Genomic DNA, 16,401 nt, shown 5'->3' with positions numbered 1-16,401 from the left:
GGGAGTCTTCGCCTCCGGGGCTTCCGCCTCGGGAGTCTTCGCCTCCGGGGCTTCCGCCTCGGGAGTCTTCGCCTCCGGGGCTTCCGCCTCGGGAGTCTTCGCCTCCGGGGCTTCCGCCTCGGGAGCCTTCGCCTCTGGAGTGCTCACCTCGGGAGCCTCCGCCTCCGCGGCATCCGCCTCCGGGATCTTCGCTTCCGGGGTTTCCGCCTTCAGGGGGTCGGCCTCCGGGGGCTTCGTCTCCGGCGCTTCAGCCTGGACGGTGTCCCTCGGAGCGGGGGCGTCCAGAGGCGTGACTTCCTGCGAGGGCATGTCCTCCGGCGCCTCGTCCGTTTTCGACAGCTGTCGAGAGCTCGTGTTGAACGACAACCCGGCGGTCCTTCCGTGCGAAGCCCGGTGGTGGCGCGGCGGACCAGGCTGAGGTCGGGGCCGCCTTCATCTGTTGGGTACGAGGTCGTACCGGCCGGTGTTCAATCATCCGGGTTTGCTTATGTTCAAGCGAGTCACCGAGCTTGTTCAAGCACCTCACTGTGCTTGTTAAAGCAGCTCACCGCGTCGGCAGCGTCACCGTGACCTCCAGCCCCGCTCCCGGCGCCGTCCGTACCGCCACGGCACCCCCGTGCGCGGCCACCACTCCCTGCACGATCGCCATCCCCAGCCCGCTGCCCGCACCACCGCCCGCCCGGAAGAACCGGTCGAAGATGCGCGCCGCGTCGTCCTCCGCCAGCCCGGGCCCCTGGTCCGCGACACACAGCCGTACGATCCCGTCCTCCCGTTCGAGACCGAGCCGCACCGGCACGTCGGCGGGTGTGTGGGTGCGTACGTTGGCCACGAGGTTGCCCAGCACCTGCCGCAGCCCCGACTCGTCGGCGTGCACCAGCAGTGTCCCGTCGGCGCCCACGGTCACCGGACGCCCGGGCTGCTGGGCCCGCAGATCCTCGGCCGCGTCCCGTACGAGACGGCTCAGGTCGACGTTCTTGAAACGCAGTTCGGGGCTCTGGTCGAGGCGGGCCAGGATGAGCAGTTCGTCCACGAGGCGTCCCATGCGGTCGGCCTCGGCGTTCATCCGGTCCCAGGCCCGCCGGCGCTCACCCGGCTCGCGCAGCATCCCCTTCTCGTACAGCTGGAGGTAGCCGCGGATCGCCGACAGCGGGGTGCGCAGCTCGTGCGAGGCGTCCGCGACGAACCGGCGCAGCTGTGCCGCACTGCGCTCGCGGGTCCGGTACGCCGATTCCACCTGGTGGAGCATGGAGTTGAGGGCGAGCCGCAGTTGTTCGACCTCCTGGGTCGGATGATGGCTGGAGGGCACGCGCCGGGTGAGGTCTCCCTCGGCGATGGCGGACGAGGTCTCCACCATGTCCTCCAGTGGCCGCATCCGGCGGCTCACGCTGATCATGGTCAGCACCGCGAGCAGCGACAACAGCGTGGTTCCGACGCTCAGATCGAGCTTGAGGGCCTTGGCGATGCCCTTGTGCAGGGCATCGGTGGAGGCGGCGAGCAGCACGTAGGTGCCGTCGGAGAGCCGGGCCCCGGTGACCCGGTAGGAGGCGCCGTGCACCGTGGTGTCGTGCAGGGCGGGGTCGTGCGCGAGGGCGCTCGGGTCGTCCACCGCGGCGGCCAGCGCGCGCTGGATGTCGGTGGGCTTGAAACCGCCGACGCTGAGGGGGGTCCCGTGGCCGTCCACCGCCGCGAAGATCGAGTCGGGCTTGTCGGACCGGTCCGCGCCGGGGATCATCCGCTCGCGTACGAAGGCGAGTGCGGTGAGTGAGTCGATCTGGTGGAGGGTGAGCCGCGAGCCGGTCAGCGACTCCCGCGTCTTGGACAGTTCCGTGTCGACCTGGTCGAGCAGATAGTGCCGCATGCCCATCAGACTGACGGCGGTCGCCACGATGATGCCCAGCGCCAGCAACCCCACGTTCGCGAGCGTCAGCTTGCCGCGCAACGAGTGGATCCCGTGGTGACGCCGGGGGCGCCGCACACTCACGTACGCGGGAATCCCCGCACAGAGGGCGAGCTCGGTCCGGGATGCGGGGTCCGCGCGGGGGGAGGGCTCCGTATGCGCCGCTGCGACTTCCGGGTCCGGGGATGCCGGGGTCATGCGAGGCCGTATCCGACGCCCCGGCGGGTCTGGATCACCGGTGGGCCGAGGGGTTCGAGTTTGCGGCGCAGATAGCTGATGTACGTCTCGACGACGGTCGACTCGGCGGAGTGTTCGTACTGCCAGACGTGCCGCAGGAGTTGCTCCTTGGGCACGATCCGGCCGCCGTTGCGGACGAGGAAGCGCAGCAGGGCGTACTCGGTGGGGGTGAGCTCCACCGTGCGGTCCCCGCGGTGTACGGAGTACGTCGTCTCGTCCAGTTCGAGTTCGCCGTAGCGAAGGGGCGGGCGCTGCGGAAGGACGTCGTCGGGGCGTGTGCGGCGCAGTACGGCCGTGATCCGGGCGACGACCTCGTCGATGTTGAACGGCTTGGTGATGTAGTCGTCGCCGAAACCGAGCGCGCCGACGATCTCGGCGGGCGCGTCCCGCGCGGTGAGGAAGACGATCGCCAGGTCGGGCCGACGCAGGCGCAGTTCACGGCCCAGCGCCCGCCCGTCGCCGTCCGGCAGCATCACGTCGAGCAGCGCCGCGTCGGGGCGGGTGCGTTCGACGAGCGTGAGCGCCTGGCGGACGGTGCCCGCGGTCATCACCTCGAAACGGTGGTAGCGCAGCGCGATGGCGAGGACGTCCGCGATGCTCGGCTCGTCCTCGACGACGAGAACGGTGGCCCCCTCGTGAGCGGTCATGCCCCCAGTATCCGCACGCGGGTCGCGCCAGGGGGCGGCTCCCCCTTTGGAGTTCCTTGAGAGTCATGGGCGGTCTGTGTCGTCGCTCGAGCGCGCCGGTCGATGGTTGGTTCCAGGACCTGGGGGACCAACCGACAACCGAACGACCGGATGACCGGTCGACTAAGGAGCGTTGAGCGTGGCGACATTGGCACGGTGGTGCTATCGGCACCGGCTGGTGGTCCTGTTGCTGTGGGTGGGGGCACTGCTCGGGCTCGGGGCCGCGGCCTCGACCGCGGGCACGGATTACGCGAACGTCTTCTCCCTTCCGAACACGGACTCCAAGCGCGCGTACGACCAGATGGAGAAGGCCTTCCCGGAGCGCGCGGGCGACACCGACACGGTGGTGTGGAAGGTCGACACGGGAACCGTCCGGGACCAGTCCGTACAGTCCCGGATCCAGCCCGCGCTGGAGAAGATCGGCAAGATGGCGGGGGTCGGCGGCGTCACCAGTCCGTACGCGGGCGACCGGGGCGCGGCGCAGATCAGCGCCAACGGCAGGATCGCGTACGCCCAGATCACCTTCGCCAAGCAGGCGAACGCGGTGCCCAAGGAACTGGTGCAGGGCGTGGTCGACACCGCGCAGGGCGCCGAACGTGGCGGTCTGCACGTCGAGTTGGGCGGTCAGGCGATCCAGCGGGTGCAGGAGCCGCCCACCGGACTCGCCGAGATGATCGGCATCCTGGCCGCGGCGGTCGTCCTCTTCCTCGCCTTCGGCTCGCTCTTCGCGATGCTGCTCCCGATCGGCATCGCGATCTTCGGGGTGGGCACGGGCCTGTTCTCCACCCAGCTGCTCAGCCATGTCACGTCCGTACCGGACCTGGCCCCGCTGCTCGCCACGCTGATCGGCCTCGGTGTCGGCATCGACTACGCGCTGTTCATCGTCACCCGGCACCGGCGCGGCATCCTGCGCGGCATGGACCCGGAGGAGTCGGCGGTCACCGCCCTCAACACCTCCGGGCGCGCGGTGCTGTTCGCGGGCGGCACGGTGTGCATCGCGCTCGCCGGGATGCTCGTGACGAACCTGCGCTTCCTGGACGGCGTGGTCATCGGCACCTCGCTCACCGTCGTGTTCAGCGTGCTCGCCGCGGTCACGCTGCTGCCCGCGCTGCTCGGTTTCCTCGGCTCCCGGGTGCTCAGCCGCCGCCAGCGGCGCAAGCTGGCCGCCGAAGGCCCCGAGCCGGAGCGGGCCAGCGGCTTCGCGGCACGCTGGTCGGCGAGCGTCCAGAAGCGCCCGCGCTCGATCGCCGTGATGGCCCTCGTCGTCATGGCGATCCTCGCGATCCCGGTGCTGTCGCTGCGGCTCGGCGCGACCGACCAGGGCAACGACGACGCGTCGACGACGACGAGGAAGGCGTACGACCTCCTCGCGGAGGGCTTCGGACCCGGCTTCAACGGCCCGCTCCAGGTGGTCTCCACCAGCGGCGACACCAACAAGCTGGTGCAGGGCATCCGCGCGACCGACGGCGTCGCCCAGGTCGCGGCGCTGCCGCCCGCGCAGGGCGTCACGGTGATCCAGGTCGTACCGACCACGTCACCGCAGTCCGAGAAGACGGACCAGCTCATCGACACCCTGCGGGAGAAGGTGATCCCGGACGCGGGGGCGCAGGCTCACGTCGGCGGTGTGACGGCGATCTCCAAGGACTTCTCGACCGTCACGGGTGACCGGCTGCCGCTCTTCATCGCCACCATCATCGGCCTGGGCTTCCTGCTTCTGATGGTCGCCTTCCGCTCCCTGATGGTGCCCCTCACCGCCGCCCTGATGAACCTGATCGCGGCGGCCGCGTCCTTCGGCGTCCTCGTCGCGATCTTCCAGTGGGGCTGGGGTCTGAGCCTGCTGGGCCTCGGCAAGGAGGGCCCGATCAACGCCTTCCTACCCGTCATCATGCTCTCCCTGCTCTTCGGCCTCTCGATGGACTACCAGGTGTTCCTGGTGAGCCGGATGCACGAGGAGTGGGTGCACACGAAGGACAACGCGCGGGCGGTCCGGGTCGGCCTCGCGGAGACCAGCCGTGTCATCAACTCCGCCGCCCTGATCATGGTCTGCGTCTTCCTCGCCTTCGTCCTCAGCGGTGACTCGGGGGCGGCGATGGCGGGCGTGGGCCTCGCGGCGGCGGTCGCGCTGGACGCGTTCATTCTCCGTACGGCGCTGGTGCCGGCCGCGATGCATCTGCTGGGCAAGTCCAACTGGTGGCTGCCGGCGGGTCTGGAGAAGCGGCTGCCGCACCTGGCGGTGGAGCCGGCTGAGGAGGCGGAGCCGCTGCCGCGGCCTTCGGCGGGAGGATCGTCGGTCGTCCACGGCTTCGTCCGTGACGCGGAGGGCGCGCCGGTCGACGGGGCGGTCCTCACCCTGCTCAGCAAGGGCGGGCGTCAACTGGACCGGGTGACCTCACTGGCGGACGGCTCGTACATCGTCTCGGTACCGGCTCCGGGCACCTACCTGCTGTCGGCGACGGCCTCGTCGTACGGCGCCCGCGCCCGGCACGTCATCGTGACCGACGAACCGCTGGTGCACGACCTGGAGTTGACGGAGGGGGAGGTGGACGCCGTCAATTAGCCGTGGGGTGCCCGGCTTCGAGGATCCTTTTCACATCGAGGGTGACCTTGCCGCCGACGGACTCGGGGAGCGTGACGAGTTCGTCGGCGGTGTGGATGCCATGCACCTTGTAGCGGTCCGCGACCGGATCAGTGAGGACGTGGAGGCGCTGGTGCTGGCGGTCGACGATGACGTAGACGGGGATGCGGGCCCTGGCGTAGGAGGAGACCTTGTCCCGCAGATCCGTTTTCCAGTTGGTGGAGGTGACTTCCATGACGAGGCGGAAGCAGGTCGGGTCGTAGCAGCTGTTCTCCACCAGGTGATGGCGGTAGTCGTCGTCGACCACCGACAGGTCGGGGATCACATAGTCCTCTGGACCGCTGGGCAGCCAGAGGCCGATTCCCGGCAGAGCTCGCACCAGGCCCAGTTGCATGAACGGGGCAGCGAAGAGCATCAGGGCCTCGGAGTGAGGGCCGTCCGGTGCTGGGCTCACGAGGATCTGGCCTCCGATGATCTCGACGCGGCGGCCCGGAAGACTCTCCATGATGAGGTTCGCCTCGGCGATCAGCGGCCGGTCCTCGTGCGGTCGCTCGACACCTGCTGCGGACATCACGTGCCTCCCATGGGCTGGTGTCGAGAACATCATCGTAGGTCGAACGTCTCCCCCGTGTCCTGTACTGGCGGCGTCACCCGATCGTGGAGCCCCGCCCCGGATCCGGCAGCATCTTCGTCATCCCCGGCAGGAAGTCCGTGAACAGCTCGTGCACCTCGTGGACCAGTGGCCGCAGGACCCGGAAGCGGGCCAGTGAGACGCCCCGGGTGGTGATGCGGGCGCCGCGCTCGGCGAGCCGGTAACTGCGTTCGCGTCCCTCCGTGCGGTCGAAGACCCAGTACAGGACGAGTCCCATCTGCGACAGCCACATCAGCTCGGGCAGGACGTCCCTCAGCTCCTCCGGAACCTTCGCCTTCGACCCGGCGAGCACCTCGCGGTGTATGGCGATGGCCTCCTCGCGCGGGCCCGCCGACTCGGGGGAGAAGGGGCTGAGCGGGCTCTCCGGATCGGCGGCGTTCTTGAAGAACTGCGCCGCGAACTCGTGGTACGGCTCCGCCACGTCCAGCCACGCCTTCAGCACCCCCGCGATCCGCGCCTCCAGATCCTTCTCGCGCTCCAGGACCGGCCGGATCGCCGCCTGGTGCTCGGCGCCGATCCGGTCGTAGAAGCCCTGGATGAGGTGCTCCTTGCCGGCGAAGTAGTAGTACGCGTTGCCGACGGAGACCCCGGCCTCCTGGGCGATGGCCCGCATGGTCGTCTTGTCGTACCCCCGCTCCTGGAACAGCCGCAGCGCGGTCTCCAGGATCAGGGCGCGGGTCTGCTCGCTCTTGGCGGGACTCTTTTCCTGGGCCTTTCCGGGCGTGCTCGTGTCGTCCGGGCCGGGGCTGTCTGTCGGTGCTGGCACGGGAACAGAGCCTAACGAGTCGAACAGGAGCCGCTGTCACAGCCGGGAGGCTGGTACGTCCACCCGACACCCGGCTCGTACACCCACCCGTCGCCCCGCAGGTACGCGCCCCCGCCCCACCCCTGCTGGGTGTGCGCTGAGCGCCACTTCGCGGCGGCGAGCATCGCGCCCTTGGCCAGCCGGGCCCCGGCCGGGGTGCTCAGCCGGTGGGCGAGCGGCCGGTGCTCGCGCAGCGCCCACAGGCAGACGACCCAGGCGGCGGCCCCGCGGTAGACCTGACCGCCGTCCCCGACGACGGTGATCTCGTCGAGGGTGGCGCGGTGGTCGAGGGAGGGATAGAGCGCCCGGGCCTGCTCGGAACCGGCCGGCACGAGCCGCAGCGGCACCAGCTGGGGCTGCTTGCCCAGCCAGTCGCGCAGGAAGGTGCACAGCGAGCACCGTGCGTCGTAGAGGACGGTGAGCCCGAGGACCGGGACGCGCGCGGCGTCCCGGTCACGGGTGGCCTTGAGGCCGGTCATGGTGCTCACGCCCCGGCCGCCGGCGCGACCCAGTCCGTCGGCGCGACGGGCGGCAGCTGCTCCCGCTCCATGACGCCCCGCCGCCGGATCTTGTTGAGCACGTACACGTTGCCGAGGTGCATGACCCCGAGGACGAGCAGGACGACGCCGAGCTTGGTCGACAGGGCCTCGAAGATTCCGCGCGTGTCGGTGATCTCGCCGTCGTCGCTGTTCAGATAGAGCGCGACGAAGCCCAGGTTGACGAGGTAGAAGCCCACCACCAGGAGGTGGTTGACGGCGTCGGCGAGCTTCTCGTTCCCGTGCAGCACGTCGGCGAGGAAGATCCGCCCGTTGTGGCTGAGCGTGCGTGCCACCCAGACCGTCAGCGCGATGCTGACCAGCAGATAGATGACGTACGCGACGACCGTGAGGTCCATGTCCCCACCCCTTCTTGAACGCGTTCAAAACGCTGTCGAGAAGGAATGTAGACCTGCTTTTGAACATGTTCAAGTCAGGGCGGGGTGAAGGGTGGGGTGAGAGGCGTCACGCCTGATGGCGGCCCAGTTCGGGCCGCTTGCCGTAGTCCGTGAAGCCGATGACGTTGCCCCAGGGGTCGGCGATCTCGACGGTCCAGCCGGTGGCGACCGGGAAGACGGGGGCGAGCGGCTGGATGCCCGCCGTGGCCAGCGCGTCGGCCGTGGCCCGCGCGTCCCCGACCTCCAGCCACACCCGCGCCGAGGCCCACACCGGCGGCCGGGGGCCGAGTTCCTCCTCCAGTCGCAGCAGCAGCCCCGGTGTCTCCTTGCCCACCTTCAGCAGCGCGATCCCGGCCTCGTCCAGCCGGAACGCCACCGGAACGCCGGCCCGTCCGTAGAACTCCACCGCGGCGCCGAGGTTCCCGACGGGCAGCAGTACGTTGTCGAAACCGAGCGGCTCGTACGACACATCATCTGACATGCCATCAGATTAGGTACGGCCTCATCGGGAAGCCCGGGGGCTGACCGCAGGGGTCACTCGTTGGGGCGAGGCGGCTGTCGTCCCCCCTGGGTACGCTGAATCGACAGGCGAGACTCCGTCGCATGGGAGCAATCATGAGCGCCGCATCCGAGAACGGACTCGACGACGAGCCGCCGTACCGCTGGCCGATCCCGCCCGCCGAGGGCTGGACCGCGGACGACCTCGACCGGATTCCGGGCCTCCCGCCGCACACGGAGTTGATCGACGGGAGTCTCGTTTTCGTGAGTCCGCAGACCCGCTTCCACTCGCGCACCATGCGCTTGCTGGACAACGCGCTCTTGGAACAGGCGCCGGATCACCTCGATGTCGACCGGGAGATGACGATCAAGCTGGACACGAAGAACCGACTGGAGCCGGATATCGTGGTGTTTCCGGTGGAGGCGGTCACGGGACCGAACCAGACCTGGTATCGGCCCGACGACATCCTCCTGGCCGTCGAGGTAGTCTCTCCCGACTCCCGAGAGCGCGACCGCGAAGTGAAGCCACGCAAGTACGCCCAGGCCAGGGTCCCGCACTTCTGGCGGGTCGAGCAGGACGACGACAAGGGCCTCCCCGTCGTCTACGTCTACGAACTGGACCCGGCCACGAAGGCGTACGGCCTCACCGGAATCTTCCACGACCGGCTCAAGGCCACCGTCCCCTTCGAGATCGAGATCGACCTGACAGCCATCGACCGGCGGCCTCGCTCATGACTGCCTGATCGAGACTGCCTGATCGGGCTGAAGAAGGAGAAGGCGGAGCGGGTCGCAGGGTGACGTGGCGCTTGCGGCCTTGGTCCGCCGGGTCGCTTCCGGTCACACATCGCGGGCGTGGACGGTGAGTTACGGCCATGACCCAACTTGCGTTGCAACACTTCGCAGACTCCCCGCTCGACGCCGACCGGGAGTAAGCCCCTGGAGTGAACGGGGCAGGAGCGCCCGGGGTTCAGAGGGGTGCTACTTCCACCCTGCCGGTGCGGTGGCCGCCCACTCGTTCGGCCAGCCACTCGACGCGGGCGATGTGGTGCTCGTCCGGCACGTGGACGTAGACCGTGTGGTCCTCGGACGGTTCGCACTGGTAGAGGTCGCTGGAGTTCACCGAGAGGGTGAGGTACGCGTACTTCTGGGAGATGAAGTCCAGGCCGGCTTCGGGTACCGCCGGCCAGGCGTTCAGGTCCCAGCGGATGGCTGCGAGCTCCGGGCCGAGCGCCGCGATGAAGGGTTCGGCGACCTCCAGTGGACGGCACCAGTCGAAGACCCGGATGGGGAGATGGGCCGCCGGGTCGTCGCCGGCGTTCGACGAGGCGTTGTCCGATTCGGCCGACGCCCTCCATTCGAGGTCGGGCAGTACGTGAAGCACGCGGGCCAGGCCCTCCGGTGAGCGGATCACGCCCTCGAAGTCGACCTCCGCCTGAGAGATGTCCGCGATGGACAACAGCGTGCGCACGGCGCGTATCGCTTCGGTGAGGTCAGGTGTGGTGAGGACGGCGGCCGCCCGGGAGTTGCTCATTCCGGAAGGATAGGGCGGGGTGTGTGGGGGCTGGCTCAGGTTTTCTTCGGGGGCGTGTGTGCCGTGCCCGGCGAACGGGCCAACCAGGTGTGCTTCTGGGCGTGGCGAGTGTCGGCAACGATCCGACCCGGCAGGACGGCGGGCCCGGTGGCCGATTCCAGGAGTGCCGGACTTCCTACGGCTTCGGCGAGCTGAGCCGGAGCACCGGGACCCGCGCACAGGAGACCGCCGGTCCCCGAAGGGGGAAGACGCTGCCCACTCTCCGGTCGGGAGAGGCCCAGCCCCATACTTGAAACGCGTCGAGGGGCGTATGGGGAGGGCGGGCTTCGTGCGACGGGTGCTGTCGGTGCACTTCGCGCCGTGCGCGCTGTTTGTCGCCGGGGTGCTTGCTCTCGTGCGGGCGGGGAGTTTCTCCGGGCGCAGCGACTGGGCTGCCGTGTGGCCGCAGCGCCCCGCAGTGGTGCTCGGCGCACTGTCGGCGGTCACCGTCTGCGGCTCCCTCCTCGGCCTGTTGCTGCAGCCATTCCAGGTGCGTGCGGTGCGTGTCCTGGAGGGGTACTGGGACCGCTGGTCACTCACGGCCGGGCTCGCGGGAGCGCTGGTTCAGGTACAGCGCAGACGCTGGTACGCGATGCGGAGGCGGGTCGACAAGGTGGCGCGAGGAGACACCGCGCGGCGGGTGCGGGCCGATGCGCGGCGCCGCCTCGCCGCTCAGCCGCCGGTCGAGGTTCTGTTGCCCACGGCACTGGGTAATGCCCTGCGTGCGGGGGAGTTGAGTGCTGGTGAGCGCTACGGCCTGACGACGCTGACCTCCTGGCCTCGGATTTATCTGCAGGTGTCGGATCGAATCGCGGAGGTGCTGCGCTCTACCCGGGATGCCCTCGATACGGCTGTCAACCTGTGCTGGTCGTTTCTGGCGCTCACGGGGACGGGCGCGGCGGCCCTGTACGACGAGCCGTCCAACTGGTGGCTGTGCGCAGTGGGTCTGACCCTGGCGTCGGTGGCGTACAAGAGCGCGGTGACGGCGGCGCAGGCCTACTCAGGCCTGATGCATGTGGTGTACGACCTGCACCGCTTCGACCTCCTTGAGGCCCTTCACCACCGTCTTCCACTGGACCGCGAGACGGAGGAGGAGACCTTCTTGCGGCTCTCGGAGCTGTTTGCGGGTGCCGGCCCGGCGGATCTTCCGTATGACCATGATCCCGCGTCTCGGCGTCACGGCCGGGGCAGGGACGATCTCGACTGAGAGGTCAGGAAGCGTTCGGTGGCTGCGGTGGCGTCCACCAACGGTGCAGCCTCTCCAGCCACTTGTCCACCTCCTCGGGTGTGCGGCACTGGGCCAGGAGCCACGGCGGCAGGTGGCGGAACCGGCACGGCTGCTGCCGGACCCGCTCGTGATTCACAGCGTGCCTCGTCGAGTTCAGCTGCCTCAGGAGCGTACTGGTCTTCTCATCGAGGGCGTCCTTGTAAGCGTCTTCGAGGCGGTGTCGCGACCAGGGGATGAACCCGTCCGCTTTCCAGCCGAGGTCACACCAGCATTCCGGGCATATCTTCGACGTCGGCTGCGCGCCGGGCAGTACGGCATCGTGCAGCATGCTTCCTCCAGTTCGGACGTGAACCGCGCTACGAATCGTTCTTGGCGAACCAGACCCAGAGCCCGTCCGCGACAGTGCCGAGGAACACGATGGCGGCCGCCGACCAGCGCCACACGACCTGCTTGCCGCAGTCGGGCGGAGCAAGCGAGGCGGCGACCCCCAGGCCGAGGAGCAGCGTGCCGATGTCGTAGACCAACACGGCGGTCTTGCTGCGCTCCCGCCAGAGCGACTGAGCCTGTGCGTACCGGTCGCGTACATAGGCAACGGAGTTGTGGCCGGGGCCGTCCCGTTGCTCGTAGCGATCCTTGAGTTCCTGATAGGTGTAGAGATAGCGCCGGGCGTTGTAACCGAGTTGGATGCTGAAGATCAACGTCATGGCGGTGATCACAAGGAGGAGGAGCGTCGGTCCCGGCCAGCGGAACTCGTCGTCCGCGCCGCCGACCACACCGGCGAGTGAGAGTGCGGCCGCTGTGAGCAGCGGTGCGGCCACGAAATGCGCTTCCTTCAGCGCTGCCCCGATACCCAGCTTTGGTATGGGCTCGTCCTCGTGCGGTGTTCCAGACACGTCTCCGGCCACACGGGTTCTCCTGCCGCCGCCTGCTTGCACAGCTGGTCGACCAGCAGTGTGAGCGCGGAATGTTTCCCTCAGTAGTCCGTGAACCCGTCAAAACGGCAAAAGCACCGTTCCTCACCACGCGTGGTGAGGAACGGTGCTGCGAACCGCAATCGGCGGCCTCGGATCAGAAGCGACGCGTGATCAGCGCGCGCTTCACTTCCTGGATCGCCTTGGTGACCTCGATACCGCGCGGGCAGGCGTCCGTGCAGTTGAACGTGGTGCGGCAACGCCACACGCCGTCCTTGTCGTTGAGGATCTCCAGGCGCTGCTCGCCCGCTTCGTCACGGCTGTCGAAGATGAAGCGGTGCGCGTTGACGATGGCGGCCGGACCGAAGTACTGGCCGTCGTTCCAGAAGACCGGGCAGGACGACGTGCACGCCGCGCACAGGATGCACTTGGTGGTGTCGTCGAAGCGCTCGCGGTCCTCGGTGGACTGCAGACGCTCGCGCGTCGGCTCGTTGGTGTCCTTCGTGATCAGGAAGGGCATCACATCGCGGTACGCCTGGAAGAACGGCTCCATGTCGACCACGAGGTCCTTGAGGACCGTCAGACCCTTGATGGGCTCGACCGTGATCGGCTTGTCGGGGTTGATGTCCTTGATCAGCGTCTTGCAGGCGAGGCGGTTCTTGCCGTTGATCCGCATGGCGTCCGAGCCGCAGATGCCGTGCGCGCAGGACCGACGGAAGGTGAGGGTTCCGTCCTGGTCCCACTTGATCTTGTGGAGGGCGTCGAGGACGCGCTCCTTCGGGTCGATCTCCAGCTGGAAGTCTTCCCAGACCGCCTCGGCCGCGACCTCGGGGTTGAAGCGGCGGATGCGGAAGGTGGCGGTGATGTACGGCGAGTCGGCGAAGCCCGCCTCGGGCTGGCCGGCGCTGTCCGCCTTGTCGAGGGTCGGGGTAGCCATCAGTACTTACGCTCCATCGGCTGGTAGCGGGTCTGGACGACCGGCTTGTAGTCGAGACGGATGGACTCGGTGCCGTCGTCGCCGACCTCGCGGTACGCCATGGTGTGGCGCATGAAGTTGACGTCGTCGCGGTTCGGGTAGTCCTCGCGGTAGTGACCGCCGCGGGACTCCTTGCGGGCGAGCGCGGAGACGGCCATGACCTCGGCCAGGTCGAGCAGGTTGCCCAGCTCGATGGCCTCGAGGAGGTCCGTGTTGAACCGCTTGCCCTTGTCCTGGATCGAGACGTTCCGGTAGCGCTCGCGCAGCTCGGCGATCTTCTCGACCGCCGTCTTGATCGTCTGCTCGGTGCGGAACACCATCACGTTGGCGTCCATGCACTCCTGCAGCTCCAGGCGCAGCGCGGCGACCCGCTCCGTGCCCGTGGAGTCGCGCAGGTGCTCGACCTGCGAGACGACCTGCGAGGCCGGGTCCTCGGGCAGCTCGACGTAGTCGGCCTTCGCGGAGTACTCGGCGGCGGCGATGCCCGCGCGACGCCCGAACACGTTGATGTCCAGGAGCGAGTTGGTGCCGAGGCGGTTGGCGCCGTGCACGGACACACAGGCGACCTCACCGGCGGCGTACAGGCCCGGCACGACGGTCGTGTTGTCGCTGAGCACCTCACCCTGGATGTTCGTCGGGATGCCGCCCATGGCGTAGTGCGCGGTGGGCTGGATCGGGATCGGGTCCGTGTAGGGCTCGATGCCGAGGTAGGTGCGCGCGAACTCCGTGATGTCCGGGAGCTTGGCGTCCAGCTGCTCCGGCGGGAGGTGCGTGAGGTCGAGGTAGACGTGGTCGCCCTCGGGGCCGCAGCCGCGGCCCTCACGGATCTCCGTGTAGATGGAGCGCGAGACGACGTCACGGGACGCGAGGTCCTTCATGACCGGCGCGTACTTCTCCATGAAGCGCTCGCCGTCCTTGTTGCGGAGGATGCCGCCCTCACCGCGGGCGCCCTCCGTCAGCAGGATGCCCATGCGCCAGATGCCGGTCGGGTGGAACTGGAAGAACTCCATGTCCTCCAGTGGCAGCCCGCGACGGTAGACGGCCGCCTGGCCGTCACCCGTCAGGGTGTGCGCGTTGGAGGTCACCTTGAAGAACTTGCCGGTGCCGCCGGACGCGTAGATCACGGCCTTCGCCTGGAAGACGTGGATCTCGCCGGTCGCCAGCTCGTAGGCGATCACACCGGCCGAGTGCTTGACGCCGTCGACCTCGGTGATCAGCTGGTCGAGGACGTAGAACTCGTTGAAGAACTCCACGCCCTCCTTGACGCAGTTCTGGTACAGCGTCTGGAGGATCATGTGGCCGGTGCGGTCCGCGGCGTAGCAGGACCGGCGGACCGGGGCCTCGCCGTGGTTGCGGGAGTGACCGCCGAAGCGGCGCTGGTCGATCCTGCCCTCGGGCGTCCGGTTGAAGGGAAGGCCCATCTTCTCCAGGTCGAGGACCGAGTCGATGGCCTCCTTCGCCAGGATCTCGGCGGCGTCCTGGTCGACCAGGTAGTCACCGCCCTTGACCGTGTCGAAGGTGTGCCACTCCCAGTTGTCCTCCTCCACGTTGGCGAGCGCGGCGGCCATGCCGCCCTGCGCGGCGCCCGTGTGGGAGCGGGTGGGGTAGAGCTTCGTCAGCACGGCGGTGCGGCTGCGCTTCGTCGCCTCGATGGCGGCGCGCATGCCGGCGCCGCCGGCGCCCACGATGACGGTGTCGTACTTGTGGATCTGCATGAGTCGGTTACCTCAGCCCCGTGCCTAGCGGATGTTCGGGTCGAAGGTGAAGATCACCAGCGTGCCCAGCAGGATGGTGAACACCGTGGCGGTGTAGAGCAGGCCCTTGAGCCACAGCCGGGTGTTCGCGCGCTCCGCGTAGTCGTTGATGACCGTGCGCAGGCCGTTGGCGCCGTGCAGCATCGCGAGCCACAGCATCGCGAGATCCCAGGCCTGCCACCACGGGGAGGCCCAGCGGCCCGCGACGAACGCGAAGCCGATCTTGGAGACACCGCCGTCGAGGACGAGCTGGATGAGCAGGTGGCCGATGACCAGGACGACCAGCACGATGCCGGACAGGCGCATGAACAGCCAGCCGTACATCTCGAAGTTGCCACGGGTGGACTTCGGGGTCTTCTTGGTGCGCTTGCGCGGGGCCTCGATGAACGGCGCCGGGTTGTCGACGCTGTACGCGGAGAACTCACCCGCGCCCTCGACGGGGCCGATGCCGGAAGCGGCGGTCTCAGTAGTGGACATCTGCGTCAGCTCCCGAAGACTTCGCGGAATGCGTGTCCGAGGACGGGGTAGAGGGCCCCGACCATCAGCACGACCCAGATACCGACGACGGACCAGAGCATCTGCTTCTGGTAGCGCGGGCCCTTCGACCAGAAGTCGACGGCGATGATGCGCAGGCCGTTGAGCGCGTGGAAGAGGATGGCGGCGACGAGGCCGTACTCCAGCAGCGCGACGATCGGATTCTTGTACGTGGACACGACCCTGTCGTAGTCCTCGGGGGAGACACGGACGAGAGCGGTGTCCAGCACGTGTACGAACAGGAAGAAGAAGATGAGGACGCCGGTGACTCGATGAGCCACCCAGGACCACATTCCTTCCCGGCCGCGGTACAGCGTTCCAGCCGGCACGGAAGAACCCTCCGGGAGCGGGGATTGGGGCCTGCCGGCTTCTGTGTCGGTCGGCCCGGCCGGGTACGGTCCACCGGCCCTGGCCATCGTAGCGACGACTTGTCGGAACGTTTACAGCGGCCCTATCTATGTGATCAAACTGGCAATCAATCAGGCACGTTCGGGCTATTCCGGACGGGCCAGGGCCCCGCGTCCCCGAGGAGGCGCGTCATCCGGCCCCTGGCCAGACGGCGCAGCTCCTCCGCCGCGACGAGCCGCTCCTCTTCGGGATCGTTTGTCAATCGTGACCGGATTCCGACGAGTACCTGATCCAGTGATTCCTCCGGGGAGAAGTCGTCCAGACAGATGACGAACACGTGCCCGAATCGGCTTTCGTAGGCGGCGTGGGCCGCGCTCAGGGCCGTGTGGGCGGCGGAGTACGCGCCGTCCGGGAGCAGTGTGAGGGACTCGCCCGCGAGGGCCTCGGTGAGGTCGGCCGGGGTGAGGTCGTAGGCCGCCTCGTCGGCCGCGGCGAGGAAGGCGTCCAGGTCCGGGTAGGGCCGGTGATCGGCCAGCCGGTGGGCCCAGCGCAGGCTGCGGCAGCAGGTCAGGAGCGCGCGCACGACGGAGTCGGCGGGCGCCGAGTTGAACGGCTCCAGGCGCGCCGGGGACGACGGCACGCTCTTCTGCTCGGGTAGGGCGACCTGGCCGGGGAGGCGTGGAAGACGGTGCGAAGGCAGCGTGGGTCCTCGGCGGTGGGATGTCGACGGGAGGCCGTGACGTCCTGTGAACGTCACGTGTGGTGCGGCAGGGGAAGAAGTGAGAGTTGTGCCACC

The 16,401-nt window shown here is 68.6% G+C and carries 18 protein-coding genes and 1 pseudogene; 3 read left to right on the top strand and 16 right to left on the bottom strand.

Annotated features, from left to right (window positions below):
- The 3 genes and pseudogenes from ACFVWD_RS43640 to ACFVWD_RS43630 form a co-directional block, all read right to left on the bottom strand.
- Positions 1-309: pseudogene (locus ACFVWD_RS43640) on the bottom strand (Toxic cation resistance protein); the annotation flags it as partial.
- 235 nt (positions 310-544) lie between these two features.
- Positions 545-1,981 (bottom strand): ATP-binding protein, encoded by a 1,437-nt coding sequence (locus tag ACFVWD_RS43635; RefSeq protein WP_389603530.1) that lies wholly within the window; start codon positions 1,979-1,981, stop codon positions 545-547.
- A gap of 110 nt (positions 1,982-2,091) precedes the next feature.
- The gene (locus ACFVWD_RS43630; protein ID WP_389603528.1) at positions 2,092-2,781 is read right to left on the bottom strand and encodes a response regulator transcription factor; all 690 of its coding nucleotides are present in this window, start codon (positions 2,779-2,781) and stop codon (positions 2,092-2,094) included.
- A 187-nt stretch (positions 2,782-2,968) separates the two neighbouring features.
- Between ACFVWD_RS43630 and ACFVWD_RS43625 the strand changes: the two genes are divergently transcribed.
- Positions 2,969-5,377 (top strand): MMPL family transporter, encoded by a 2,409-nt coding sequence (locus ACFVWD_RS43625; protein WP_389603533.1) that lies wholly within the window; start codon positions 2,969-2,971, stop codon positions 5,375-5,377.
- On the opposite strand, the gene ACFVWD_RS43620 is transcribed toward ACFVWD_RS43625, so the two are convergent.
- The 5 genes from ACFVWD_RS43620 to ACFVWD_RS43600 form a co-directional block, all read right to left on the bottom strand.
- Positions 5,370-5,966, bottom strand: a complete 597-nt coding sequence (locus ACFVWD_RS43620) for a Uma2 family endonuclease (protein ID WP_358221280.1) — start codon at positions 5,964-5,966, stop codon at positions 5,370-5,372. The two genes, ACFVWD_RS43625 and ACFVWD_RS43620, sit on opposite strands and share 8 nt — an antisense overlap.
- A 76-nt stretch (positions 5,967-6,042) precedes the next feature.
- Positions 6,043-6,813 carry a TetR family transcriptional regulator gene (locus ACFVWD_RS43615; RefSeq protein ID WP_389603526.1) on the bottom strand — a complete coding sequence of 257 codons (771 nt, stop codon included), beginning with the start codon at positions 6,811-6,813 and terminating at the stop codon, positions 6,043-6,045.
- Between the two features lie 11 nt (positions 6,814-6,824).
- Positions 6,825-7,331, bottom strand: coding sequence for a thiol-disulfide oxidoreductase DCC family protein (locus ACFVWD_RS43610; protein WP_389603531.1), 507 nt, complete (start codon positions 7,329-7,331; stop codon positions 6,825-6,827).
- 5 nt (positions 7,332-7,336) lie between these two features.
- Positions 7,337-7,747: a hypothetical protein gene (locus ACFVWD_RS43605; RefSeq protein ID WP_352049091.1), complete on the bottom strand. Its 411-nt coding sequence runs from the start codon at positions 7,745-7,747 to the stop codon at positions 7,337-7,339.
- Positions 7,748-7,853: 106 nt separating this feature from the next.
- Positions 7,854-8,267 carry a VOC family protein gene (locus ACFVWD_RS43600; RefSeq protein ID WP_389603524.1) on the bottom strand — a complete coding sequence of 138 codons (414 nt, stop codon included), beginning with the start codon at positions 8,265-8,267 and terminating at the stop codon, positions 7,854-7,856.
- A gap of 134 nt (positions 8,268-8,401) precedes the next feature.
- Here ACFVWD_RS43600 and ACFVWD_RS43595 point away from each other — a divergent pair, with 134 nt between their 5' ends.
- Positions 8,402-9,019 (top strand): Uma2 family endonuclease, encoded by a 618-nt coding sequence (locus ACFVWD_RS43595; RefSeq protein ID WP_389603522.1) that lies wholly within the window; start codon positions 8,402-8,404, stop codon positions 9,017-9,019.
- Between the two features lie 232 nt (positions 9,020-9,251).
- On the opposite strand, the gene ACFVWD_RS43590 is transcribed toward ACFVWD_RS43595, so the two are convergent.
- On the bottom strand, positions 9,252-9,815 hold the full coding sequence (locus ACFVWD_RS43590) for a hypothetical protein (protein ID WP_389603519.1): 564 nt from the start codon (positions 9,813-9,815) through the stop codon (positions 9,252-9,254).
- Positions 9,816-10,143: 328 nt separating this feature from the next.
- Here ACFVWD_RS43590 and ACFVWD_RS43585 point away from each other — a divergent pair, with 328 nt between their 5' ends.
- Positions 10,144-11,061, top strand: a complete 918-nt coding sequence (locus ACFVWD_RS43585) for a hypothetical protein (protein WP_389603517.1) — start codon at positions 10,144-10,146, stop codon at positions 11,059-11,061.
- A 4-nt stretch (positions 11,062-11,065) separates the two neighbouring features.
- Here ACFVWD_RS43585 and ACFVWD_RS43580 read toward each other — a convergent pair whose 3' ends face one another.
- The 7 genes from ACFVWD_RS43580 to ACFVWD_RS43550 form a co-directional block, all read right to left on the bottom strand.
- Positions 11,066-11,410, bottom strand: coding sequence for a hypothetical protein (locus ACFVWD_RS43580; protein ID WP_389603516.1), 345 nt, complete (start codon positions 11,408-11,410; stop codon positions 11,066-11,068).
- 28 nt (positions 11,411-11,438) lie between these two features.
- On the bottom strand, positions 11,439-11,900 hold the full coding sequence (locus tag ACFVWD_RS43575; protein ID WP_389603514.1) for a hypothetical protein: 462 nt from the start codon (positions 11,898-11,900) through the stop codon (positions 11,439-11,441).
- A 250-nt stretch (positions 11,901-12,150) separates the two neighbouring features.
- Positions 12,151-12,930 (bottom strand): succinate dehydrogenase iron-sulfur subunit, encoded by a 780-nt coding sequence (locus tag ACFVWD_RS43570; protein WP_389603513.1) that lies wholly within the window; start codon positions 12,928-12,930, stop codon positions 12,151-12,153.
- Positions 12,930-14,684: a succinate dehydrogenase flavoprotein subunit gene (sdhA, locus tag ACFVWD_RS43565; protein WP_389603511.1), complete on the bottom strand. Its 1,755-nt coding sequence runs from the start codon at positions 14,682-14,684 to the stop codon at positions 12,930-12,932. The genes ACFVWD_RS43570 and sdhA overlap by 1 nt, the downstream gene beginning before the upstream one ends.
- 24 nt (positions 14,685-14,708) lie before the next feature.
- Positions 14,709-15,200: a succinate dehydrogenase hydrophobic membrane anchor subunit gene (locus tag ACFVWD_RS43560; RefSeq protein ID WP_054233701.1), complete on the bottom strand. Its 492-nt coding sequence runs from the start codon at positions 15,198-15,200 to the stop codon at positions 14,709-14,711.
- A gap of 5 nt (positions 15,201-15,205) precedes the next feature.
- Positions 15,206-15,586, bottom strand: coding sequence for a succinate dehydrogenase, cytochrome b556 subunit (gene sdhC, locus ACFVWD_RS43555; RefSeq protein ID WP_075028381.1), 381 nt, complete (start codon positions 15,584-15,586; stop codon positions 15,206-15,208).
- 146 nt (positions 15,587-15,732) lie between these two features.
- Positions 15,733-16,245 (bottom strand): 2-oxo-4-hydroxy-4-carboxy-5-ureidoimidazoline decarboxylase, encoded by a 513-nt coding sequence (locus ACFVWD_RS43550; protein ID WP_389603510.1) that lies wholly within the window; start codon positions 16,243-16,245, stop codon positions 15,733-15,735.
- Positions 16,246-16,401 lie beyond the last annotated feature (156 nt).

This window comes from Streptomyces sp. NPDC058086 (assembly GCF_042885015.1).
GTDB lineage: Bacteria > Actinomycetota > Actinomycetes > Streptomycetales > Streptomycetaceae > Streptomyces.
This window is presented reverse-complemented; position numbering and strand designations above follow the sequence as displayed.

Coding starts and splice junctions, on each gene's coding strand:
- ACFVWD_RS43620 (WP_358221280.1), bottom strand. CDS start 5,966: ATGTCCGCAGCAGGTGTCGAGCGACCGCACGAGGACCGGCCGCTGATC.
- ACFVWD_RS43560 (WP_054233701.1), bottom strand. CDS start 15,200: ATGTCCACTACTGAGACCGCCGCTTCCGGCATCGGCCCCGTCGAGGGC.
- ACFVWD_RS43570 (WP_389603513.1), bottom strand. CDS start 12,930: ATGGCTACCCCGACCCTCGACAAGGCGGACAGCGCCGGCCAGCCCGAG.
- ACFVWD_RS43580 (WP_389603516.1), bottom strand. CDS start 11,410: ATGCTGCACGATGCCGTACTGCCCGGCGCGCAGCCGACGTCGAAGATA.
- ACFVWD_RS43600 (WP_389603524.1), bottom strand. CDS start 8,267: ATGTCAGATGATGTGTCGTACGAGCCGCTCGGTTTCGACAACGTACTG.
- ACFVWD_RS43605 (WP_352049091.1), bottom strand. CDS start 7,747: ATGGACCTCACGGTCGTCGCGTACGTCATCTATCTGCTGGTCAGCATC.
- sdhA (WP_389603511.1), bottom strand. CDS start 14,684: ATGCAGATCCACAAGTACGACACCGTCATCGTGGGCGCCGGCGGCGCC.
- ACFVWD_RS43630 (WP_389603528.1), bottom strand. CDS start 2,781: ATGACCGCTCACGAGGGGGCCACCGTTCTCGTCGTCGAGGACGAGCCG.
- ACFVWD_RS43590 (WP_389603519.1), bottom strand. CDS start 9,815: ATGAGCAACTCCCGGGCGGCCGCCGTCCTCACCACACCTGACCTCACC.
- ACFVWD_RS43610 (WP_389603531.1), bottom strand. CDS start 7,331: ATGACCGGCCTCAAGGCCACCCGTGACCGGGACGCCGCGCGCGTCCCG.
- ACFVWD_RS43595 (WP_389603522.1), top strand. CDS start 8,402: ATGAGCGCCGCATCCGAGAACGGACTCGACGACGAGCCGCCGTACCGC.